The following is a 19,065-nucleotide window of genomic DNA, read 5'->3' on the forward strand; positions in this document are numbered from 1 at the left end:
AGGACGCGGCAGACAAATCTGCAGACCTGCTAGGCGGCGTTGGCCGAAACGGCTCGACTACTGCCGTCGTTATCCACGACTTGCCTCAAAAAATGTTGGAAGGCCACCATTCTATCCCGCCCCTTCCTCCGGGACAACCCTAGTCGACGCATCGTGGCGGCGGCGCACGCTTCGAACAGAACCGGCTGCGTGTCGCGGCGACCCAACATTCGTTTCGAAACGACTGCCAGAGTGCCGCGCGCCGCCTAGACTATGCGGACCCTCGCGGCTGTTCCGGCCGGTTTGCCGTCCGCGTGGCGGCACCGGCGCTCGACAGTCGTAACACCTGCGGAACTCCAACCTTGAAACTCTTGCTATTGGTCCGCGCAGCCTGGGCTCTCGGGCTCTGCGCGGCGGCACACGGCGCATCGGCGAACCCTTCGCTGCCGCCCATTGTCGTGCTCAACTCGCTCGACGCCAGCGTGAGCATTCTCGATGCCGCGACCTATTCTGAGAAGCGGCGGATCTCCACCGGCAAGGAACCCCACCATCTTTATCTGACGCCGGACGAAAAATCCCTGCTGGTGGCCAATGCGGCGGGAGACTCGCTCACGTTCCTGGATCCGGCCACCGGAACCGTCCAACGTACGCTGACCGGAATCGTCGACCCTTATCACCTGCGGTTCTCGCCCGACATGAAGTGGTTCGTGACGGCGGCAAACCGCTTGGACCACATCGACATTTACCAATGGGAGGGATCCGTCGCCACGACCGAGCCCCGGCTGGTCAAGCGCATTCCGGCGGGCCGCACGCCCAGCCACATTGCCATAGACAGCAAGAGCCGGAATCTGTACGTGACGCTGCAGGATAGCGACCAAGTGATCGCCATCGATCTCCCTACCCAGACCCCCTTGTGGACCATGCCGGTCGGCAAGACGCCGGCCGATGTCTTCATCACGGGTGACGACCGCTATCTGCTGGTAGCAACGACCGGTGATCGCTACGTGGAGGTCTACGACCTGGCGGCGTCGCCTCCCCAGTTGGTGAAAAAGCTGGAAACGGGTGCAGGCGCGCACGCGTTCCGCGCCCAAGGGGACGGACGCCATCTTTTCGTCAGCAATCGGGTCGCCAACACCATCAGCCGCATCGACTTGCAGGCCATGGCCGTGGTCGACGTCTATCCGGCCCCCGGCGGGCCGGATTGCATGGAGGTCTTGGCGGACGGCAAGACGCTGCTTGTGACTTCGCGGTGGGCGAAGAAACTCACAGTCATCGACACCGTCAAGAAGGCGGTGGTGCACCAGGTGAAAGTCGGACGATCCCCCCATGGCGTCTGGACGCTGGCCCATGCCCCGAGGCAGTAGGTTCGCGCGCGTCGCGGCCTTCGCGCCGCTGCTCTTGGCCGCAGCGGCCCAGGCCGCCGATTGTTCGCGCCCGGTGTACCTGACATTCGACACCGGGCATATGGGCGTCGCGCCGCTGGTGGCCGAAGTATTGGAACGGCAGCAGGTGCAAGCCACTTTCTTCCTGGCCAACGAAACGACGCTGGACGGCGGCACGAGCCTGGACGACCGCTGGGCGCCCTGGTGGAGGCAGCTGGCCGCGCGAGGCCATGTTTTCGGTTCGCACACCTACGACCACGTGTATTGGCAGGCGGACCTGCCTGAAGGGTTTCGCATGAAACCGGCCTTTGGCCCCCGGGCTGGCCGTACCCAGACCGTGACGGCGGACGGATATTGCGCCGAGCTGGATCGCAGCGCCCGGCGCTTCAAAGAAATGACTGGCCGCTCCATGTCGCCCCTGTTCCGTGCGCCGGGCGGCAAGACCTCGTCCAAGCTGCTTGAGGCCGCGGAGCGTCGTTGCGGCTATCGGCACGTGGGCTGGACGCCGGCCGGCTTCTTGGGAGACGAGCTTCCCAGCGACAAATATCCCAACCGGCTATTGCTAGAGCGCGCCTTGCGCAATATACGAAGCGGCGATATCTTGTTGGCCCATTTGGGCATCTGGTCGCGACAGGACCCCTGGGCCCCGGCGGTCCTGGAGCCGCTGATCGAAGGCCTGAAGCAGAAAGGCTTATGCTTTGCCACGTTGGCCGAACATCCGCGTTACCGGGACTGGTTGAGCACGCATCACGTCAATGAGCATCCTTAGCGATCTTTTTTCGGGCGCGCAGCAATGGCTGTTCGAGGCCCTCGTGCAGCCCTCGCTTTTTCACCTAGGATTGGCCAACCTCCTCGAAGACGCCTACGCTGCCACGATGTGGCTGCTCCTCGGCCTGGGGCAACTGGCGATCATGCTCGCGGTGTTCGCCCCCCTGCAGCGCTGGCGCCCGGTAGAGAAAGTCGTGGACCGGACGGCGGTCCGGCTTGACGTCTTGTATACCTTGATCCACTCGCTCGGCCTATTCAGGCTCGCGCTCTTTTTCACGATTTGGCCACTGCTGGACGGGCTCTTCGGCACCCTGCACGTCCTGGGTTTTGCACCCTACCACCTGGATGAACTTTGGCCGGGCGTGACCGACCGGCCCTGGATCAGCCTGATCCTTTACCTGCTGATCTTCGACTTCGTCGACTATGCATTCCACCGGGCCGAGCACAGGTTCAGCTGGCTATGGGCACTGCATGCCGTGCACCACAGCCAGCGGCAGATGACGATGTGGTCCGACCAGAGGAATCATTTGTTGAGCGACCTGCTGCGGGACTTGGTCATCGTCCTGGTGTCCCACCTGATCGGCGTGCCGCCCGGGCAGTTCGTGGCGGTCGTGTTGATCACGCGGCTGGTCGAAAGCCTCTCGCATGCGAACGTACGCATGAGTTTCGGCCGCTTGGGGCAGTACCTGCTGGTCGGTCCGCGCTTCCACCGTCACCACCATGCGATCGCGCCCGTCGCGGTCGCCGGGGCACCAGAAGCTAACTACAACTTCAGTGTGTTGTTTCCCGTCTGGGACATCTTGTTCGGGACGGCTCGCTTTGACGGCGACTATGGCCCCACGGGAATCAGCGACCAGTTGCCGGAGCGAGGTGGCCGGGACTACGGACGCGGTTTTTTCTCCCAGCAATGGCTGGGGATCAAGCGGCTATTCGGACGTGCGTAGCGAATCAGGGGCGTCGTGCCGGGGGCCGTCGGATCCACGCCAGCACCAGCCCCCTGCCCGGCACCCGGGCGCATCGGGTCAGAAGGCGTCGGTCGAGGTGAATAGGCCGACGCGTAGGCCTTCGGCTGTGTAGATCTCGCGGCCGTCCACGCTCATGCGGCCATCGGCGATGCCCAGCACGAGCGAGCGGTTGATCGTCCGCTTGATGTCGATGTGGTAGGTGACCTTCTTGGCGGTCGGCAGGACTTGGCCGACGAATTTCACTTCGCCCGCGCCCAACGCCCGGCCGCGCCCAGGATTGCCCTGCCAGCCCAGGAAGAAGCCGACCAGCTGCCACATTGCGTCCAGGCCCAGGCAGCCGGGCATGACCGGGTCGCCTTCGAAATGGCACTTGAAGAACCAGAGGTCAGGATGAATGTCCAGCTCGGCGATGACCTCGCCCTTGCCGTATTTGCCGCCTTGGTCGGAGATATGGGTAATGCGGTCCAACATCAGCATGTTGGGGGCCGGCAACTGGGCATTGCCCTTCCCGAATAACTCGCCCCGCGCGCAGCGCAGCAGGTCCTCGCGGGAGAAGGCATTCTGTTCAAGCATGTAAGATCCTCGGAAGAAGGCCGCCATTATAGCTGCGCGGGCGCGCGAGGTCGCCTTCCGGGACGGGCCGGTCCCCGGCATGGCTGGGCGTGGCATTGAGCGGCCACCAGCCATGGTCCAAGGAGGCAACGCCCCTCCCGCAGCGAGGCGCGGATCCGCCCGGCCGCCTATCCTCAGGGCGCCCGTTCGCGGAAGGTCTTGACGTTGCCTTGGGCGTCGACCTCTTCGAGCCTGACCTTGAAGCCCCACAACCGGGCGAGGTGCTTCAATACCTGGTCCGCATCTTCCGAGTGCAGGGGCCTGCCCCGCGTGGTCACGTGCCGCAGCACGAGCGAGCGGTCCGAGTCGCGGTTGTAGCGGACCACCTGGATGTCGGGCACTTGCATGTCCCGGTTGTATTGGTCTGCCAGCAGGCGCCTGACGCGGCGGTATCCGTCGTCGTCGTGTATGGCCTCGACTTCCAGGTAGGGGTTGTCTTCGTGATCGGCGATGGCGAAGAAGCGGAACTCGCGTATCAGCCGCGGCGACAGGAACTGCGCGATGAAGGACTCGTCCTTGAAGTTGCGCATGGCGAAGTCCAGGGTCTTGCGCCAATCGCTGCCCGCGATGTCCGGGAACCACGCGCGGTCTTCCGGGGTCGGGTTCTCGCAAATGCGGCGGATGTCCTGCATCATCGCAAAGCCAAGGGCGTAGGGGTTGATGCCACCGTAGCCCCGCTGGTCGAAGCCGCGCTGCGCGACGACGTTGGTGTGGCTTTGCAGGAACTCGATCATGAAGCCGTCGGTGACCAGCCCCTTCTCGTGCAGCCGGTTCAGCAAGGTGTAATGCCAGAACGTGGCCCACCCCTCATTCATGATCTTGGTCTGGGTCTGCGGGTAGAAGTACTGGGCGAGCTTGCGCACGATGCGCACCAGTTCCTTCTGCCAGGGCTCCAAGGTCGGCGAGTACTTTTCAATGAAGTACAGGATGTTTTCTTCCGGCTCGGGCGGAAAGACGTTTTGCTTTTCCTCGCGCTTGACGCGGTCGCGCGCCGGAAGGGTACGCCATAAATCGTTGTATTGCTGGCGCGCATACTCTTCCCGCTCGGCCTGGCGCTGCATCTCTTCCTTGTATGAGATCGGGTGTGGCCGTCGATAACGGTCGACGCCATGGGTCATCAGCGCATGGCAGGAGTCGAGGGTGGCCTCGACCGGGCCGATGCCGTACTTCTCCTCGCACGACATGACATAGTTTCGCGCGAAGACGAGGTAGTCCAGCATTCCCTCCGCGTCAGTCCATTGCCGGAAGAGGTAGTTCCCCTTGAAGAACGAGTTGTGCCCGTAGCACGCGTGCGCAATCACCAAGGCCTGCATCGCCATGGAATTCTCTTCCATGAGGTAGGCGATGCAGGGGTTGGAGTTGATGACGATTTCGTACGCCAATCCTTGCACGCCGCGCCGGTAGGCTTGCTCGTTGCGAATGAATTCCTTGCCGTACGACCAGTGCGGGTAGCCGATGGGCAGTCCCACCGAGGCATAGGCATCCAGCATCTGCTCGGAGGTGATGATCTCGATCTGGCTCGGGTAAGTATCGAGCCCGAACTCCCGCGCCGTCTCGCCTATGGCCTCGTCATACCGCTGGATCAGTTCGAAGGTCCATTCGGAGGTAGTCGACAGAGGCTGGACGGCCCCCGGCGGCGCTTCGCGCTCCAAGGCTACGCTCATGCGGTCTCCTTCTTGAAGAGGTCGTGCAGCACCCCGAATATTTCGCGTCGTTCCCTTATGCGGCGCATGGCGAAATGCGGTGCCGTCTCGCGCTCATACTCGGCCCACAGGCTGCTCTTGCGCATTTCGTCCACGTCCGGGATCTCGATGTAGGCGTAATAGCGAGTCAGGGGCAGCAGGTGCTCCGACAGGAATCGGGCGCTCTTGGCGGCGTCGGCACCGAAGGAATCGCCGTCGGTGGCCTGGGCCGCATAGATGTTCCAGGTGGTGGGCGGATAGCGCTCTTGCACGATCTTGTACATGAGCTCGAGGGCCGAGAGCACGACCGTGCCCCCGCTCTTGGGGTCGTGGAAGAACGTGTCTTCGTCCACTTCTTCGGCGTTGTCGGTGTGGCGCACGAAGACGAGGTCCACCCGCTCGTACTTGCGGGAGAGGAACAAATAGAGCAGCGTAAAGAAACGCTTGGCCAGGTCCTTCTTGTTTTCATCCATGGAGCCCGACACGTCCATGAGGCAAAACATCACCGCCCTGGCCACGGGCGAGGGTTCGACGATCCGGTGCCGGTAGCGCAAGTCGAGCGAGTCCAGGAATGGAATCCGCGCGAGCCGGCTACGGAGCGTCTCGACCTCTTCCCGCAGCGCCTCGACCTCGGTCGCGGGCGCCCCCCGCGCTTGGGCCTCCTCGAGCTTGCGTTGCGCTTCTTCGAGCGCCAGGCGTTCGCTGCCGCCCAACGCGATGCGGCGCGACAGCGATGTCTTGAGCGTGCGCAATACACTCAGCGTGCTGGGCGAGCCCGTCGTGGTGTACCCGGCGCGGCGCCATTTCTGCTGGCTGATTTCCCCAAGCTGGGTGCGAACCAGGTGGGGAAGCTCCATGTCCTCGAAAAATAGGTTGAGAAACTCGTCCCGCGACAAGCTGAACGTAAACTGGTCGACAGAGTCGCCCTCCCCGGGTTCGGAGGGATCCCCGTCGTCCGCGCCGCGCGGCCGTTCGATCTTGTCGCCTTTGGCGAACTCGCGGTTGCCGGGGTGGACGATCTCGCGGTCCCCTCCCCGGCCGTAGCGAAAAACGGGCTCGGAGATGTCTTTGGCGGGGAGGTTGATTTCCCCGCCTTGATCCATCTCCTCGATGGACCGCTCCTGGACCAGCTCGCGGACTGCCTTGCGGATCTGTTCCTTGTATCGCCTGATGAAGCGCTCCCGGTTGACAGCGCTCTTATTCCGGCCGTTGAGCCGCCTATCGATGAGTGAATTCATATTCACCTAGCTCACGAAGACTTCCTCACCCGCAAGTACCACTCGCAAAGCAAGCGAACCTGCTTTTCGGTATAGCCTTTTGCGACCATCCGTTCCACAAAGCTCTCGTGCTTGCGCTTGTCTTCGGCCGACGCCTTGGCGTTGAACGAAATGACCGGGAGCAGGTCCTCGGTGTTGGAGAACATTTTCTTCTCGATCACCTCGCGCAGCTTTTCGTAGCTGGTCCACGAAGGATTGCGTCCGCCGTTGTTCGCCCGGGCGCGCAACACGAAGTTCACGATCTCGTTGCGGAAATCCTTGGGGTTGGCGATGCCCGCGGGTTTTTCGATTTTCTCCAGCTCGGCGTTGAGTGCTGCCCGGTCGAAGCTTTCGCCCGTTTCCGGATCGCGGAACTCTTCGTCTTGGATCCAGCAGTCCGCAAAGGTGACGTAGCGATCGAAGATGTTCTGCCCGTACTCCGAATACGATTCCAGGTACGCCGTCTGGATTTCCTTGCCGATGAATTCGGCATAGCGCGGGGCAAGATAGCCCTTGATGTGCTCGAGGTAGCGTCGCCGGACGTCTTCGGGGAAGTCCTCGCGGGTGATCCGCTGTTCTAGCACGTACATCAGGTGCACGGGGTTGGCCGCCACTTCCGTGTGGTCGTAGTTGAAGACGCTGGAAAGAATCTTGTAGGCGAAGCGGGTCGATACCCCGGTCATCCCCTCGTCGGTACCGGCGTAATCCTTGTATTCCTGCAGTACCTTCGCCTTGGGATCCACGTCCTTGAGGCTTTCGCCGTCGTACACGCGCAGCTTGGAATATATGCTCGAGTTTTCGGGCTCCTTCAGCCGGGTCAGCACGGAGAACTGGGCCATCATCTCGAGCGTGCCCGGCGCGCAAGGTGCATTCGCGAGCGAGCTGTTCTGCAGCAGCTTGCGGTAGATCTTGACCTCTTCGGAAACCTGCAGGCAGTACGGAACCTTGACGATGTAGATACGGTCAAGGAACGCTTCGTTGTGCTTGTTGTTGCGAAAGGTCTGCCACTCGGACTCGTTGGAATGCGCAAGAATGATTCCGTTGAAGGGTATGGCCGAGAAACCCTCCGTGCCCTTGAAGTTGCCCTCCTGGGTTGCTGTCAACAGGGGGTGCAACATCTTGATGGGCGCCTTGAACATTTCAACGAATTCGAGCAACCCCTGGTTGGCCAGGCACAGGCCCCCCGAATAGCTGTAGGCGTCGGGATCGTCCTGCGAATAGCGGTCGAGCTTGCGGATGTCCACCTTGCCAACCAGCGAAGAGATGTCTTGGTTGTTCTCGTCGCCCGGCTCGGTCTTGGCGATGGCGATCTGCCGCAACACCGAAGGCTGCAGGCGGACCACCCGGAATTGTGAGATATCGCCGTCGAATTCCTTCAGGCGCTTGATCGCCCAAGGCGACATGATGCCGTTCAGGTAGCGGCGTGGGATGCCGTACTCTTGCTCGAGGCGGTCGCCAAAGCGGTCTGGGTGGAATAGCCCCAAGGGCGATTCGTTCACAGGCGATCCCTTGAGCGCATAAATGGGATGCACCTCCATCAGCGCCTTGAGGCGTTCGGCAATCGAAGACTTGCCTCCGCCGACCGGGCCGAGCAGGTAGAGGATCTGCTTACGCTCTTCCAGCCCTTGGGCGGCATGCTTGAAGAAGGAAACGATCTGGTCGATCACCTCCTCCATGCCAAAGAATTCCTTGAACGCGGGGTAACGGCGGATGAGGCGGTTGGAGAACAGCCGCGACAACCGTGGGTCGTTGCGCGTATCGATCAATTCCGGCTCGCCGATCGCTGCGAGCATGCGTTCGGCGGCGGTCGCGTAAGTCATGGGATCCCGGCGGGCGAGGTCCAGATACTCCTCGAGAGAAAGTTCGGTTTCCTGCGTCTTGGCGTATTGAGCCTTGAAGCCTTCGACGATATTCAGCACGGACAACCTCCAACAGCGAGTGAATGAAACCTGCTACACAACTGGGTTGTTGTTAGCGCCGGCCAAGCCGGCCTCCGGTTCTTCCTGCCGGATGCATTTCCCGCATGTCCGGGGCTGAGAATCAGCAACTACCGATCCCGCCTCGTCACGTTTATGTCTGCTCCAGAGTCTCCTTGGGTAACCTCATTGCAAACATCATACGGCGCAACGACGCGATGGGCCTGCTTTGTGTTGCGCACGCGATAATTTTTTTGGCGCAGGCCGCTAGGGGTATACACTCGTAAGGCTCGATTCTGCTGACCGGAGTTCCGCGCGCTAGCGCAATTCAGGGTGTTTTCTAATGCTGCGGCTGGTCATCGTTCCACGCAAAATCGGGCGTGAGCAGGCTTTTCCACCTCGAAAAAAATCTGCTATAATTTTTGTCTTTCGGGGCGTAGCGCAGCCTGGTAGCGCACTTGCATGGGGTGCAAGGGGTCGCGAGTTCGAATCCCGCCGCCCCGACCATACATCAGTTCCTGATTCGTATAGTCGGAACCCAAAGCCCGGTAGCCACAAGCTGCCGGGCTTTTTTCATTGGCTTTGCAGCCTTGCCTTTTACGGCAACGGGTTAACCCCGCATTTTGTTCTTGAATGTTTCAATCGCAATGCACCGATGAATGCCGGCGGCGGCATGGCAGGATGGCACTTTACGCGGGAGGCCGATTGCACACGGGCAAATCAAAACAATGAGGAACGTTGCCCCACGGATCCCGCGCTTTCGTCTTTGCGATGATCTTTTTGGTGAAGGAATGCGCGGCCCTACGCCCAGCAGCCTGCCGCGCAGGAAAAAACCGTTCGCGTTGCGGGCGAACGGTCATGCACAGAAACTATCAGTTTCGAGCTATCTATTGAGCTTGATCTAGGCAGCCTCGCCGCCCTAGCCCGCCTTGGGCTCAGCCCGATCGCGCCTGGCTATGCTCCTGGGCCGCCTTGAGCATGCTGACGATGTCCGCGAGCTCGGCCCGTATGGCCTGCAGCTCCGGTTCTTCGATCGGGTAGGTCTTGACCTGCGGCGCCTCTTCCACTTGCCCGCGGGATTCATCCAGGCGGTTGCGCGCCCCGCTGATGGTGAAACCCTGTTCATACAGCAGTTCGCGAATCCGCCGGATGAGCAGCACCTCGTGGTGCTGGTAATAGCGGCGATTGCCCCGTCGCTTGATGGGTTTGAGCTGCGTGAACTCCTGCTCCCAATAGCGCAGCACGTGCGGCTTGACGCCGCATAGCTCGCTGACTTCGCCTATGGTGAAGTAACGTTTCGCAGGAATGGGGGGAAGAACGACGGGGGGCTCGATGCGCGCCATAAAACCTCTCAAGACCGATTCTGTTCGCGCAGCGCGACTTGTTCGACCATGCTCTTGAGTTTCTGGCTCGCATGGAAGGTGACGACCCGGCGGGCGGCGATCGGTATTTCTTCGCCCGTCTTGGGATTGCGTCCCGGGCGCTGCGGTTTGTTGCGCACCTGGAAGTTGCCGAAGCCCGAGAGCTTCACCACGTCTCCGCGCTCTAGCGCGTCACGGATCTCCTCGAAGAAGGTCTCGACCATGTCCTTGGCTTCGCGCTTGTTGAGGCCTACGCGCTCGAACAGGAGGTCGGCCAGTTCCGCCTTGGTCAGGGTGCGCGCATCGAGCGTGTTCTGCGGCGCCTCGACGCCCGGGGCGAGCGCGTCCGGGCGGGCGTAGCTGTCGGAAACGAGAGAATGCATAGACACGGATGGAGAACTCGGTGTTAAACCCTCAGCCGGGCACCGTGCTCCGTTTCCAGCGCGGTACGGATGCGGGCCAGGCACGACTCGACTCGGGCGTCGTCCAGGGTTACCGAAGTATCCTGTAGCCAGAATCGGAAGGCAAGGCTTTTTTCCTTTCCTAACAAGGACTTATCCCGCCAAACGTCGAAAAGACGTACATCTTTCACCACGGCCAGTTCGGGCTCCGAGGCGACGACCCTGCGAACCGTATCGAGCATTTGCTGGGCCAGCACTCCTTCCGGGACCCACATGGCCAGGTCGCGGATGACCACCGGTTGGCGCGAGATCTCGGACAGCGCAGGCAACGGGTGTGCCGCGGCCCGCGTAGCATCCACTTCGAATACGATCGGCGCGTGGGGAAGCTCGGCGCGCTGCACCCAACGCGGATGCAGCTCCCCTATCCAGCCGATGGTTTCGCCGTCCATTTCGATGCGGGCGCTGCGGCCAGGATGCAGCGCCGGGTGCTGGTCGGGCACGAAGCGCGGCCCCTGCGCGCTGCAGCCGGCCAACAGGGCTTCGAGATCTGCCTTGACGTCGTAAAAATCGACCTGCCGGGTCTGCGTACCCCACTGCTCTTCGACGACCGGGCCATACGCCAGCGCCGCCAAGCGCATGGGTTGTGCGACGCCGGCCACGTCCAGCGGACCGTCTTCTACGGAGGCATCGCGCCGGAACACGCGCCCCAGCTCGAACACGCGCACGCGGGAAATCTTGCGGTTGACGTTGTATTGCGCGTTCGCCACCAATCCGCCGATCAGGCTACTGCGCATGACCGACAACTGGCTGGCGATGGGGTTGAGCAAGCGGATCGGGTCCGGGTTGCCCGCATAGTCGCGCTCCCACTCCGCTTCCACGAAGCTGAAATTGATGACTTCTTGGTAGTCGAGCGCCGCCATGAGGTGGCGCAGGTCGTGGAAAGAGCGACGCTCTTCCTTCGGCGCACGGACCTTCGCCCGCGCCACGGGCGGCACGTCGGGTATCCGTTCGAAACCATAGATGCGTGCCACCTCCTCGATCAGGTCCTCCTCGATTTCGATGTCGAAGCGGAAGGACGGAGGCGTGACGACGAAAGCGCCCGGCTCGCGCACGAAAGGCAGGCCCAGGCGCGTAAAAATGCTGGCGATCTCTTCTTCCGGCACGGGCACCCCGAGCACCTTGTGGCAGCGCTCGACCCGCAGGCGCACCGGCTTGCGTTCGGGAAGATTCACGACTTGGTCGTCGACGGGACCGACTTGCCCGCCGCAGACCTGCACGATGAGGCTGGTCAGGTATTCGAGGTCGGCGGGAATATTCGCGTAGTCCACGCCGCGCTCGAAGCGATGGCTGGCATCAGTGCTGAAGTTATAGCGGCGCGCGCGGCCCGCGATGGCGGCGGGCCACCAGAATGCCGCCTCGATGTAGATGTCGCGGGTCTCGGTCGAGACGGACGTCGCTTCGCCGCCCATGATGCCGGCCAGGCATTCCGGGCCGTTGTCGTCGGCGATGACGCCGACCGAGCCGTCCACCTCCACCGTTTGGCCGTTCAACAGCAGGATCTTCTCTCCGGGGCGGCCCCACCGCACGTGCAGGCCGCCGTGGACTTTGGCGAGGTCGAACACGTGGCTCGGGCGCCCCAATTCCAGCATCACGTAGTTGGAAATATCGACCAGGGCGGAGATGGAGCGTTGGCCCGACCGCTCGAGCCTGCGGCGTATCCAATCCGGCGTGGGTGCGCTGGCATCGACGCCCCGGATCACCCGGCCGACGTAACGCCCGCAGAGGTCCGGCGCATGCACGGTCACAGGCACGCGATCGTCGATGGTGACCGGCACGGGCTCCAGGCGGGGCGCCTCCAAGGGGGCGCCGGTGAGGGCTGCCACTTCGCGGGCCACGCCGAGCACGGACAGGCAGTCCGCCTTGTTGGGCGTCAGCTTGAGGGTGAAGAGGGTGTCGTCGAGCTGCAGCCATTCGCGCACCGGCACGCCGACCTTGGCGTCGGGGCCGAGATCGAGCAGGCCTGCGTGGTCTTGCGAGAGTCCCAGCTCGCGCGCCGAACACAACATGCCGAACGATTCCACGCCGCGCATCTTGGCGACGCCGATCTTGATGCCGCCCGGCAGTTTCGCGCCGACGGTCGCGAGCGGTACTTTCATGCCGGTCGCCACGTTGGGAGCGCCGCACACGATCTGCAGCGGTTCCCCCTGTCCAGCGTCGACCTTGCAAACTCGCAGCTTGTCGGCGTTGGGGTGCGGCTCCACCGATAGCACCTGGGCCACGACGACCCCGCTGAACTCGGGGGCCACGGGAGCCGTTTCCTCGACCTCGAGGCCGGCCATGGTCAATTGATGAGCCAGTTCGTGAGTCGAAATGGCGGGGTTGGTCAGCGACCGCAACCAGGATTCGGGAAATTGCATGACTAGCCCATCAGTTGAATTGCTTGAGGAAACGCAGATCGCCTTCGAAGAACTGCCTCAGGTCGTTGACGCCATACCGCAGCATGGTCAAGCGCTCCAGGCCCGAGCCGAAGGCAAAGCCGATGTAGCGTTCCGGATCGAGGCCGAAGTTGCGCACGACGGTCGGATGCACCTGGCCCGAGCCGGAGATTTCCAGCCAGCGGCCTTTGTTCGGGCCCGAGGTGAACATCATGTCGATTTCCGCCGAAGGTTCGGTGAACGGGAAGAAGGACGGCCGGAAACGCAGCACCAGGTCGTCGGTCTCGAAAAACGCGCGCAGAAAATCCGTATAGACGCCCTTGAGGTCGGCGAACGAGATGTTTTCGTCGATCCACAGGCCCTCGACCTGGTGGAACATGGGCGAATGCGTGGCGTCGCTGTCTACGCGGTAGGTCCGGCCCGGGGCAATGACCTTGATGGGCGGCTTGTGGGCGCGCGCATACCGTACCTGCATGGGACTGGTGTGCGTGCGCAGCAGCAGGGGCAGTCCCTGCGCGTCCTTCATGTCGACGTAGAACGTATCTTGCATGGAGCGCGCCGGATGGTTCTCCGGGTTGTTGAGCGCGGTGAAGTTGGTCCAGTCGTTCTCCACTTCGGGACCGTCTGCTACGTCGAAGCCGATGGACCGGAAAATCTGTTCGATGCGCTCCCAGGTGCGGATGACCGGATGGATGCCGCCTATGCCGCGTCCGCGGCCGGGCAGCGTCACGTCGATGGTCTCCTCCGCCAGTCGTGCCGCGAGCTTGGCGTCGGCCAATGCCTGGCGCCGCTCGTTGAGCAGGCTCTCGATCTTGGCCTTCGCTTCGTTGATGCGGGCCCCTTCCGTGCGCTTCTGTTCGGGAGCCAGGCTCGCGAGCCCCTTGAGCAGCGCCGTCAGGGCGCCCTGCTTACCCAGAAACCGGGCTTTCTCGTTCTCGAGCGCGTTGGGATCCGACGCGGCCGCGAAGGCCTCCCCGGCTTGGCGTATCAGTTCGTCCAGATTCTGGGACATGGCGGATTCGTATCGATAAGAGGAAAAAGAGGCGCTGCAAAACCCTTCGGCGCTGGCTGCCCATCGCGGCAAGGCGGCCTAGGTTGCGGTGCGAAGTCCCGTGGGCGCCCTGCCGGCAAAAACACGAACGGGGCTTCGAAGAAGCCCCGTTCGGGTGTTGCACTCCTAGCTTACCGCCGCTTCCGGCTTACGGGCCGGACCGGCGCTCAGCGATGCGAGTTCAGGCTGCCAGGGCGTTCTTGACTTGTTGCACGATCGCGGCAAAGCCCGCCTTGTCGCGCACAGCCAGGTCGGCCAGGACCTTGCGGTCGAGGTCGATCGCCGCTTTCTTCAGGCCGGCCATGAACACGCTGTAGGACACGCCGTGCTCGCGGACGGCAGCGTTGATACGGGTGATCCACAGGGCACGGAAGGTGCGCTTCTTGGCGCGGCGGTCGCGATAGGCGTATTGGCCGGCGCGCATGACCGCTTGCTTGGCGACGCGGAATACGTTGCCGCGGCGGCCGCGATAACCCTTGGCCGCGCTGATGACTTTCTTGTGACGGGCCCGGGCGGTTACCCCACGTTTGACTCTAGGCATTTGAAAACTCCAATATCAGCGGGTTGGGTTCAGGCAAACGGCATCATTGCCCGCACGGCCTTCACATCGGCCTCGTGGACCGCGGCGGAGCCGCGCAACTGACGCTTGTTCTTGGTCGTTTTCTTGGTGAGGATGTGGCGCTTGAACGCCTGGCCCCGCTTGATGGAACCGCTACCGCGGACCTTAAAGCGCTTGGCGGCGCTTTTCTTGGTCTTCATCTTAGGCATGACTGCTTCCTGTTGCGTTTACATGCTCACGGGTGCCGGCTGCTGCTGCCGGACTTGACGACCCGCATTCACTTGTTTTACCTGTCCCGTCCCCCGGACGCGCACCGCGGCGGCGCAGCGCCGCACACGAATTTGAAAGCGTTGCCGGGAACCGGATTGCTCGCCGCCAGGACTTTCGCGCCGAGCTTCGCCAGCGTGCACGGGAACCCGTGCACATTCTGGAAAACCGTAGATTATACCGCGTTAATCCCCAGTGCCCTTGCCGGGGCTGGCGGGCTTTTTCTTCGGAGCCAGCACCATGACCATCTGGCGGCCTTCCAGCTTGGGCATGGCTTCGACCGCGCTGATCTCGCCCAGGTCGTCACGCACGCGCTCCAGGACCCGCATGCCGAGCTCCTGGTGCGCCATTTCACGCCCGCGGAACCGCAGCGTCACCTTGGCCTTATCGCCCTCTTCCAGGAAGCGGCGCAGGTTGCGCAGCTTGACCTGGTAGTCGCCCTCGTCGGTTCCAGGCCGGAACTTGACTTCCTTGACCTGGATGATTTTTTGCTTGAGCTTGGCTTCGTGCTGACGCTTTTGCTCCTGGTACTTGAACTTGCCGTAGTCCATCAAGCGGCAGACCGGAGGCTGCGCGTTCGGGGCAATTTCGACCAGGTCAACATCATGCTGCTCGGAAAGCCTAACTGCTTCGGCCAGCTTGACGATGCCAAGCTGTTCGCCGTCGACCCCAATCAGGCGCACCTCCGGTGCAGTGATTTCACCATTGATGCGATTCGGCTTGTCGGTAGCGATGTCTGAAACTCCTGAATTTGATTAAAACGGCCGCCCGCGGCGGAACTGCCCCGCCGCCAGCATGGACCATGCCCGGAACGGACGCCTGCCCTCGTTACGATTTGGCGGGCGCCTCGACATTCCGGCGTTCGGCCACGTCGGCTGCGAGCCGCGACGAGAAAGCATCGAGCGGGAGCACCCCGAGGTCGATGCCGCCGCGGGCGCGTACGGCCACCGATGCAGCTTGCCGTTCTTTTTCACCTACGACGAGGATATAGGGAACTTTTTGCAAGCTGTGCTCCCGGATTTTATAGGTGATCTTTTCGCCGCGCAAATCTGCTTCCACCCTAAACCCTTGTTTTTTCAAGGTTTGCGCCACACTCTGCGCATATTCGGCGGTGGCCTCCGAAATACTGCACACCACGGCCTGCACCGGGGCCAGCCAGGGGGGCATCGCGCCGCCAAAATGCTCGATCAGCATTCCGATGAAGCGCTCCATGGATCCGAGGATGGCACGGTGCAGCATCACCGGGGTGACGCGCTGGTCGTTTTGGTCGACGTATTCGGCGCCCAGGCGGCCGGGCATGGAGAAATCCACCTGGATGGTGCCACACTGCCAGTGGCGGCCGAGGGCGTCCTTGAGCGTGTACTCGATCTTCGGTCCGTAGAAGGCCCCGTCTCCCGGGCTGATTTCGTACTCGCAGCCGGAGCGGCGCAGGCTTTCCATCAGGGCGTGCTCGGCCTTGTCCCAGACTTCGTCCGAGCCGATGCGGTGTTCCGGGCGCGTCGCGACCTTGTAGAGGATGTCCGTAAAGCCGAAGTCGCGGTAGACACGCTGCAACTGAGATGTAAACGCTACGCATTCATCGAGGATTTGGTCCTCGGTGCAGAAAATGTGGCCGTCGTCCTGCGTAAAGCCGCGCACCCGCATCATGCCGTGCAGCGCCCCGGAAGGCTCGTTCCGGTGGCATTGGCCGAACTCCCCGTAGCGCAGCGGGAGATCCCGGTACGAGCGCAGGTTGGCCCGGAAGATCTGCACGTGCCCCGGGCAGTTCATGGGCTTGAGCGCGTAGTAGCGGTTTTCGGACTCCGTCGTGAACATGTTCTCGCGGTAGTTTTCCCAGTGCCCCGTCTTTTCCCAGAGCGACCGGTCGAGGATCTGCGGCGCCTTGACCTCTTGGTAGCCGCTCTCCCGATAAACCCCGCGCACGTATTGTTCGACCTGCTGCCAGATGGTCCAGCCCTTGGGGTGCCAGAACACCAGGCCTGGCGCCTCGTCCTGGAAATGGAACAGGTCGAGTTCGCGGCCGAGCTTGCGGTGGTCGCGCTTCTCGGCCTCCTCCAGCATCTTCAGGTAGGCATCCTGGTCTTCCTTCTTCGCCCAAGCCGTGCCGTAGATGCGCTGGAGCATTTCATTCTTGCTGTCGCCGCGCCAGTAGGCGCCGGCCACCTTCATCAGCTTGAAGACTTTGAGCTTGCCAGTGGACGGGACGTGCGGCCCGCGGCACAGGTCGACGAAGTCGCCTTCCCGGTAAAGCGTAATCTTCTCGCCGGCGGGGATCGAGGCAATGATCTCGGCCTTGTATTTCTCGCCGATCGAATTGAAGAACGCCACGGCGTCGTCGCGGTTCCACTCTTCGCGCGTCACGACTTCGTCCTTCTTGGCGAGCTCCAGCATCTTGTTTTCGATGGCCGCCAAGTCTTCCGGCGTGAAGGGGCGAGAATAGGCGAAGTCGTAGTAGAAGCCGTTCTCGATCACCGGGCCGATGGTGACCTGGGCCTCCGGATACAGCGACTTGACCGCGTAAGCCAGCAGGTGGGCCGTGGAGTGGCGGATGAGGTCCAGCCCCTCAGGGTCCTTCGCGGTGATGATGGCGAGGCTGGCATCGCGCTCGATCGTATGGCTGGTGTCGACCAGCGTGGGTTCGCTGCCTTCGTACGTGATCCGGCCGGCCAGCGCGGCCTTGGCCAGCCCGGCGCCGATGGATGCGGCGACGTCGGCCACCGTGACGGGAGCCGGAAACTCACGCTGGGAACCATCGGGCAGCGTTACCTTGATCATTGATGCGACCTCGAAAATGAAACACGGCGCGCGCCGACAAATACCGTCGCTCGCCGCGACGCGCGAAGCAGCGAGCTCGGCAACATAAAAAAACGCGGCATCGGGGCCGCGTTCTTGCATTCTGCAGGGTTCCGGGCAGGGCCCGGCGGACAGGACGATGCGATGCAGGAAACCCACGCGGCTAGCCGGCGATGTTCCCCGTGGTAGTTCGTTCGTGCAGAGAAGGAACGCGCATGCGCGATTCGTCCTTGGTTTGCTTTGGCTGCATGGATGTTGCTCACGATTTTAGCACAGCACCCCCCTGTGGGACAGGGTGGAACTGCCCGCGGGGCCGGAGGAAAAAACCGTTCAGCCGCTGCTCGAGCGCATGGGCGACCCATCCCGCGGTGCGCCCCATGGCCCATAGTGCGCCCGCACTGCCGGCCGGCAGGTCCCAGGCGGAACAGAGGGCGACCAGGCCCAGCTCGATGCGGGGCGGAACGCCGACCTCCGATTGGACGGCCTCGAGGAAGCGGAACAGCATTTCCGCGCGCCGGGTTGGGCGAGGATGCTCACGCGCCATGCGAATCAATTGTTTTGCCCGCGGATCGCCCTGGGGATACGACCCGATGCCGAAGGCCCAGGATCGCGCGCGGTCGCGCATCACTTGCGAGACCCACGCATCGAGTTGGGCGCGCGTCCGGATCCCGGCCAAGGTGTCTTCGATCCGATCGCACCCGCCCGCCAGCCCCGACCCGGAGAGCACTGCCAAGGCGGCCCCTACGCAGGCATGGAGCTCGGCGCCTACGGAGGCAGCGATGCGCGCGCTGAACGTAGGCGGAGACAGTTCGTGGTCGGCGCTCAGTATCAGCATCGCATTGACGGCCTTGACTAGTTCCGGCACGGGAGCGTGGCCAAGCGCCTCGGCCACGTGCTGCGCCAGCGGCTTGTCGCCCGTTGGCGCACGGTAGCGCCGCCGCGCCGACAGCAGGCTGCAGCAGCCGGCGAAGGCCTGCACGAGTTGCTTGGCTGCGGTGATCGGTGCGCCGTGGCGCACCTCCTCGTCTACCGACTTGCCACCTAGCGCAAGCGCCACGGCTTGGAACGCCCGGATCATGCCGGGCGCCTCGCCCAGGCCGGCCATCAGTGCACGCAGCCGGGCCGCGCTCTCCGCAGGCAGCGGCTCTGCCGGCCAAGTGCCCGGGCCGTTTGGAAGAATGCCCGTCCAGAGCAGTTCCGCCACGTTTTCGAATGCGCCGGGATACTCCACCAGTTCGGCGGCGAGCCGGCCGCGGTACCGCGGCCCGTCGGGCGTGATTTCGGTAATGCCGGTGTCGATCACCGGCTGGCCCCACTGGAGTGCACTGGCAGCCACGGCCCCGTGCCCTGCCCGGGCCAGGCTGCGGCTGCGCAGGCCCTCTATTTCGTCGCGCAAGTACAGCCGTCTTTTCCGGCCGGGTTGGGCGACGGGATGCAGCATGCCCCGGCTCACATAGGTGTAGAGCGTAGCCGCCTTGATGCCGAGGATGCGGCACGCTTCCTTGGCGTCGACGACGCCGCCGGCAGACCACGCGTCGACAATGGGATCTGATAGGTTCACGAAGACACGCCGCGGGTGAAAGAGACAATATATCGATTATGCAATCGAGATTGAATCGACGTAAATCGATCCATAAA

Annotated in this window: 16 protein-coding genes and 1 tRNA gene; 4 read left to right on the forward strand and 13 right to left on the reverse strand. The window is 62.8% G+C overall.

The annotated features are described in order from the left end of the window. The first annotated feature begins 422 nt into the window (after positions 1 to 422). Genes Q0319_RS09150 through Q0319_RS09160 form a run of 3 tightly spaced genes read left to right on the forward strand, consistent with a single transcriptional unit; the run spans position 423 to position 3,073 of the window. Positions 423 to 1,343: a beta-propeller fold lactonase family protein gene (locus Q0319_RS09150; RefSeq protein WP_296467739.1), complete on the forward strand. Its 921-nt coding sequence runs from the start codon at positions 423 to 425 to the stop codon at positions 1,341 to 1,343. Beyond that, positions 1,327 to 2,130, forward strand: a complete 804-nt coding sequence (locus tag Q0319_RS09155; protein WP_296467721.1) for a polysaccharide deacetylase family protein — start codon at positions 1,327 to 1,329, stop codon at positions 2,128 to 2,130. The genes Q0319_RS09150 and Q0319_RS09155 overlap by 17 nt, the downstream gene beginning before the upstream one ends. Next, positions 2,117 to 3,073, forward strand: coding sequence for a sterol desaturase family protein (locus Q0319_RS09160; protein WP_296467719.1), 957 nt, complete (start codon positions 2,117 to 2,119; stop codon positions 3,071 to 3,073). The genes Q0319_RS09155 and Q0319_RS09160 overlap by 14 nt, the downstream gene beginning before the upstream one ends. Before the next feature lie 78 nt (positions 3,074 to 3,151). Here the strand turns inward: Q0319_RS09160 and fabA are convergent, their stop codons facing one another. The 4 genes from fabA to Q0319_RS09180 all read right to left on the reverse strand — a co-directional run bounded on the left by fabA (position 3,152) and on the right by Q0319_RS09180 (position 8,560). Then, a complete protein-coding gene (fabA, locus tag Q0319_RS09165) occupies positions 3,152 to 3,667 on the reverse strand; it encodes a 3-hydroxyacyl-[acyl-carrier-protein] dehydratase FabA (RefSeq protein WP_296467717.1) in 516 nt (171 codons plus the stop codon). A gap of 173 nt (positions 3,668 to 3,840) precedes the next feature. Continuing rightward, entirely contained in the window at positions 3,841 to 5,370 is a 1,530-nt protein-coding gene (locus Q0319_RS09170; protein WP_296467715.1) for a SpoVR family protein, read from the reverse strand. Further along, positions 5,367 to 6,626 (reverse strand): YeaH/YhbH family protein, encoded by a 1,260-nt coding sequence (locus Q0319_RS09175; RefSeq protein WP_296467713.1) that lies wholly within the window; start codon positions 6,624 to 6,626, stop codon positions 5,367 to 5,369. Before Q0319_RS09175 ends, Q0319_RS09170 begins: the two co-directional genes overlap by 4 nt. A gap of 11 nt (positions 6,627 to 6,637) precedes the next feature. Beyond that, positions 6,638 to 8,560, reverse strand: a complete 1,923-nt coding sequence (locus Q0319_RS09180; protein ID WP_296467737.1) for a PrkA family serine protein kinase — start codon at positions 8,558 to 8,560, stop codon at positions 6,638 to 6,640. Positions 8,561 to 8,990: 430 nt separating this feature from the next. On the opposite strand from Q0319_RS09180, the gene Q0319_RS09185 reads away from it, so the two are divergent. Next, a tRNA-Pro gene (locus Q0319_RS09185) sits at positions 8,991 to 9,067 on the forward strand. A gap of 428 nt (positions 9,068 to 9,495) precedes the next feature. Here the strand turns inward: Q0319_RS09185 and Q0319_RS09190 are convergent. From Q0319_RS09190 to Q0319_RS09230, 9 genes are all read right to left on the reverse strand, one after another. Continuing rightward, a complete protein-coding gene (locus tag Q0319_RS09190; protein ID WP_296466577.1) occupies positions 9,496 to 9,903 on the reverse strand; it encodes a MerR family transcriptional regulator in 408 nt (135 codons plus the stop codon). Positions 9,904 to 9,911: 8 nt separating this feature from the next. Then, on the reverse strand, positions 9,912 to 10,310 hold the full coding sequence (locus Q0319_RS09195; protein ID WP_296466580.1) for an integration host factor subunit alpha: 399 nt from the start codon (positions 10,308 to 10,310) through the stop codon (positions 9,912 to 9,914). A gap of 17 nt (positions 10,311 to 10,327) precedes the next feature. After that, positions 10,328 to 12,739: a phenylalanine--tRNA ligase subunit beta gene (gene pheT / locus Q0319_RS09200; protein WP_296466582.1), complete on the reverse strand. Its 2,412-nt coding sequence runs from the start codon at positions 12,737 to 12,739 to the stop codon at positions 10,328 to 10,330. 10 nt (positions 12,740 to 12,749) lie between these two features. After that, complete coding sequence (gene pheS / locus Q0319_RS09205; RefSeq protein WP_299451901.1) at positions 12,750 to 13,769, reverse strand: phenylalanine--tRNA ligase subunit alpha; 1,020 nt, start codon at positions 13,767 to 13,769, stop codon at positions 12,750 to 12,752. A gap of 220 nt (positions 13,770 to 13,989) precedes the next feature. Further along, positions 13,990 to 14,349: a 50S ribosomal protein L20 gene (gene rplT, locus Q0319_RS09210; RefSeq protein WP_296466588.1), complete on the reverse strand. Its 360-nt coding sequence runs from the start codon at positions 14,347 to 14,349 to the stop codon at positions 13,990 to 13,992. A gap of 29 nt (positions 14,350 to 14,378) precedes the next feature. Beyond that, a complete protein-coding gene (rpmI, locus tag Q0319_RS09215) occupies positions 14,379 to 14,576 on the reverse strand; it encodes a 50S ribosomal protein L35 (RefSeq protein WP_296466591.1) in 198 nt (65 codons plus the stop codon). A 243-nt stretch (positions 14,577 to 14,819) separates the two neighbouring features. Continuing rightward, entirely contained in the window at positions 14,820 to 15,368 is a 549-nt protein-coding gene (infC, locus tag Q0319_RS09220; protein WP_296466621.1) for a translation initiation factor IF-3, read from the reverse strand. A 94-nt stretch (positions 15,369 to 15,462) separates the two neighbouring features. Continuing rightward, positions 15,463 to 17,409, reverse strand: coding sequence for a threonine--tRNA ligase (gene thrS, locus Q0319_RS09225; protein WP_299451903.1), 1,947 nt, complete (start codon positions 17,407 to 17,409; stop codon positions 15,463 to 15,465). Between the two features lie 277 nt (positions 17,410 to 17,686). Then, the gene (locus Q0319_RS09230) at positions 17,687 to 18,988 is read right to left on the reverse strand and encodes a citrate synthase (protein ID WP_299451905.1); all 1,302 of its coding nucleotides are present in this window, start codon (positions 18,986 to 18,988) and stop codon (positions 17,687 to 17,689) included. Between the last annotated feature and the right edge of the window lie 77 nt (positions 18,989 to 19,065).

Source organism: uncultured Pigmentiphaga sp. (assembly GCF_937950555.1).
In the GTDB taxonomy this organism is placed as follows: Bacteria; Pseudomonadota; Gammaproteobacteria; order Burkholderiales; family Burkholderiaceae_B; genus Pigmentiphaga.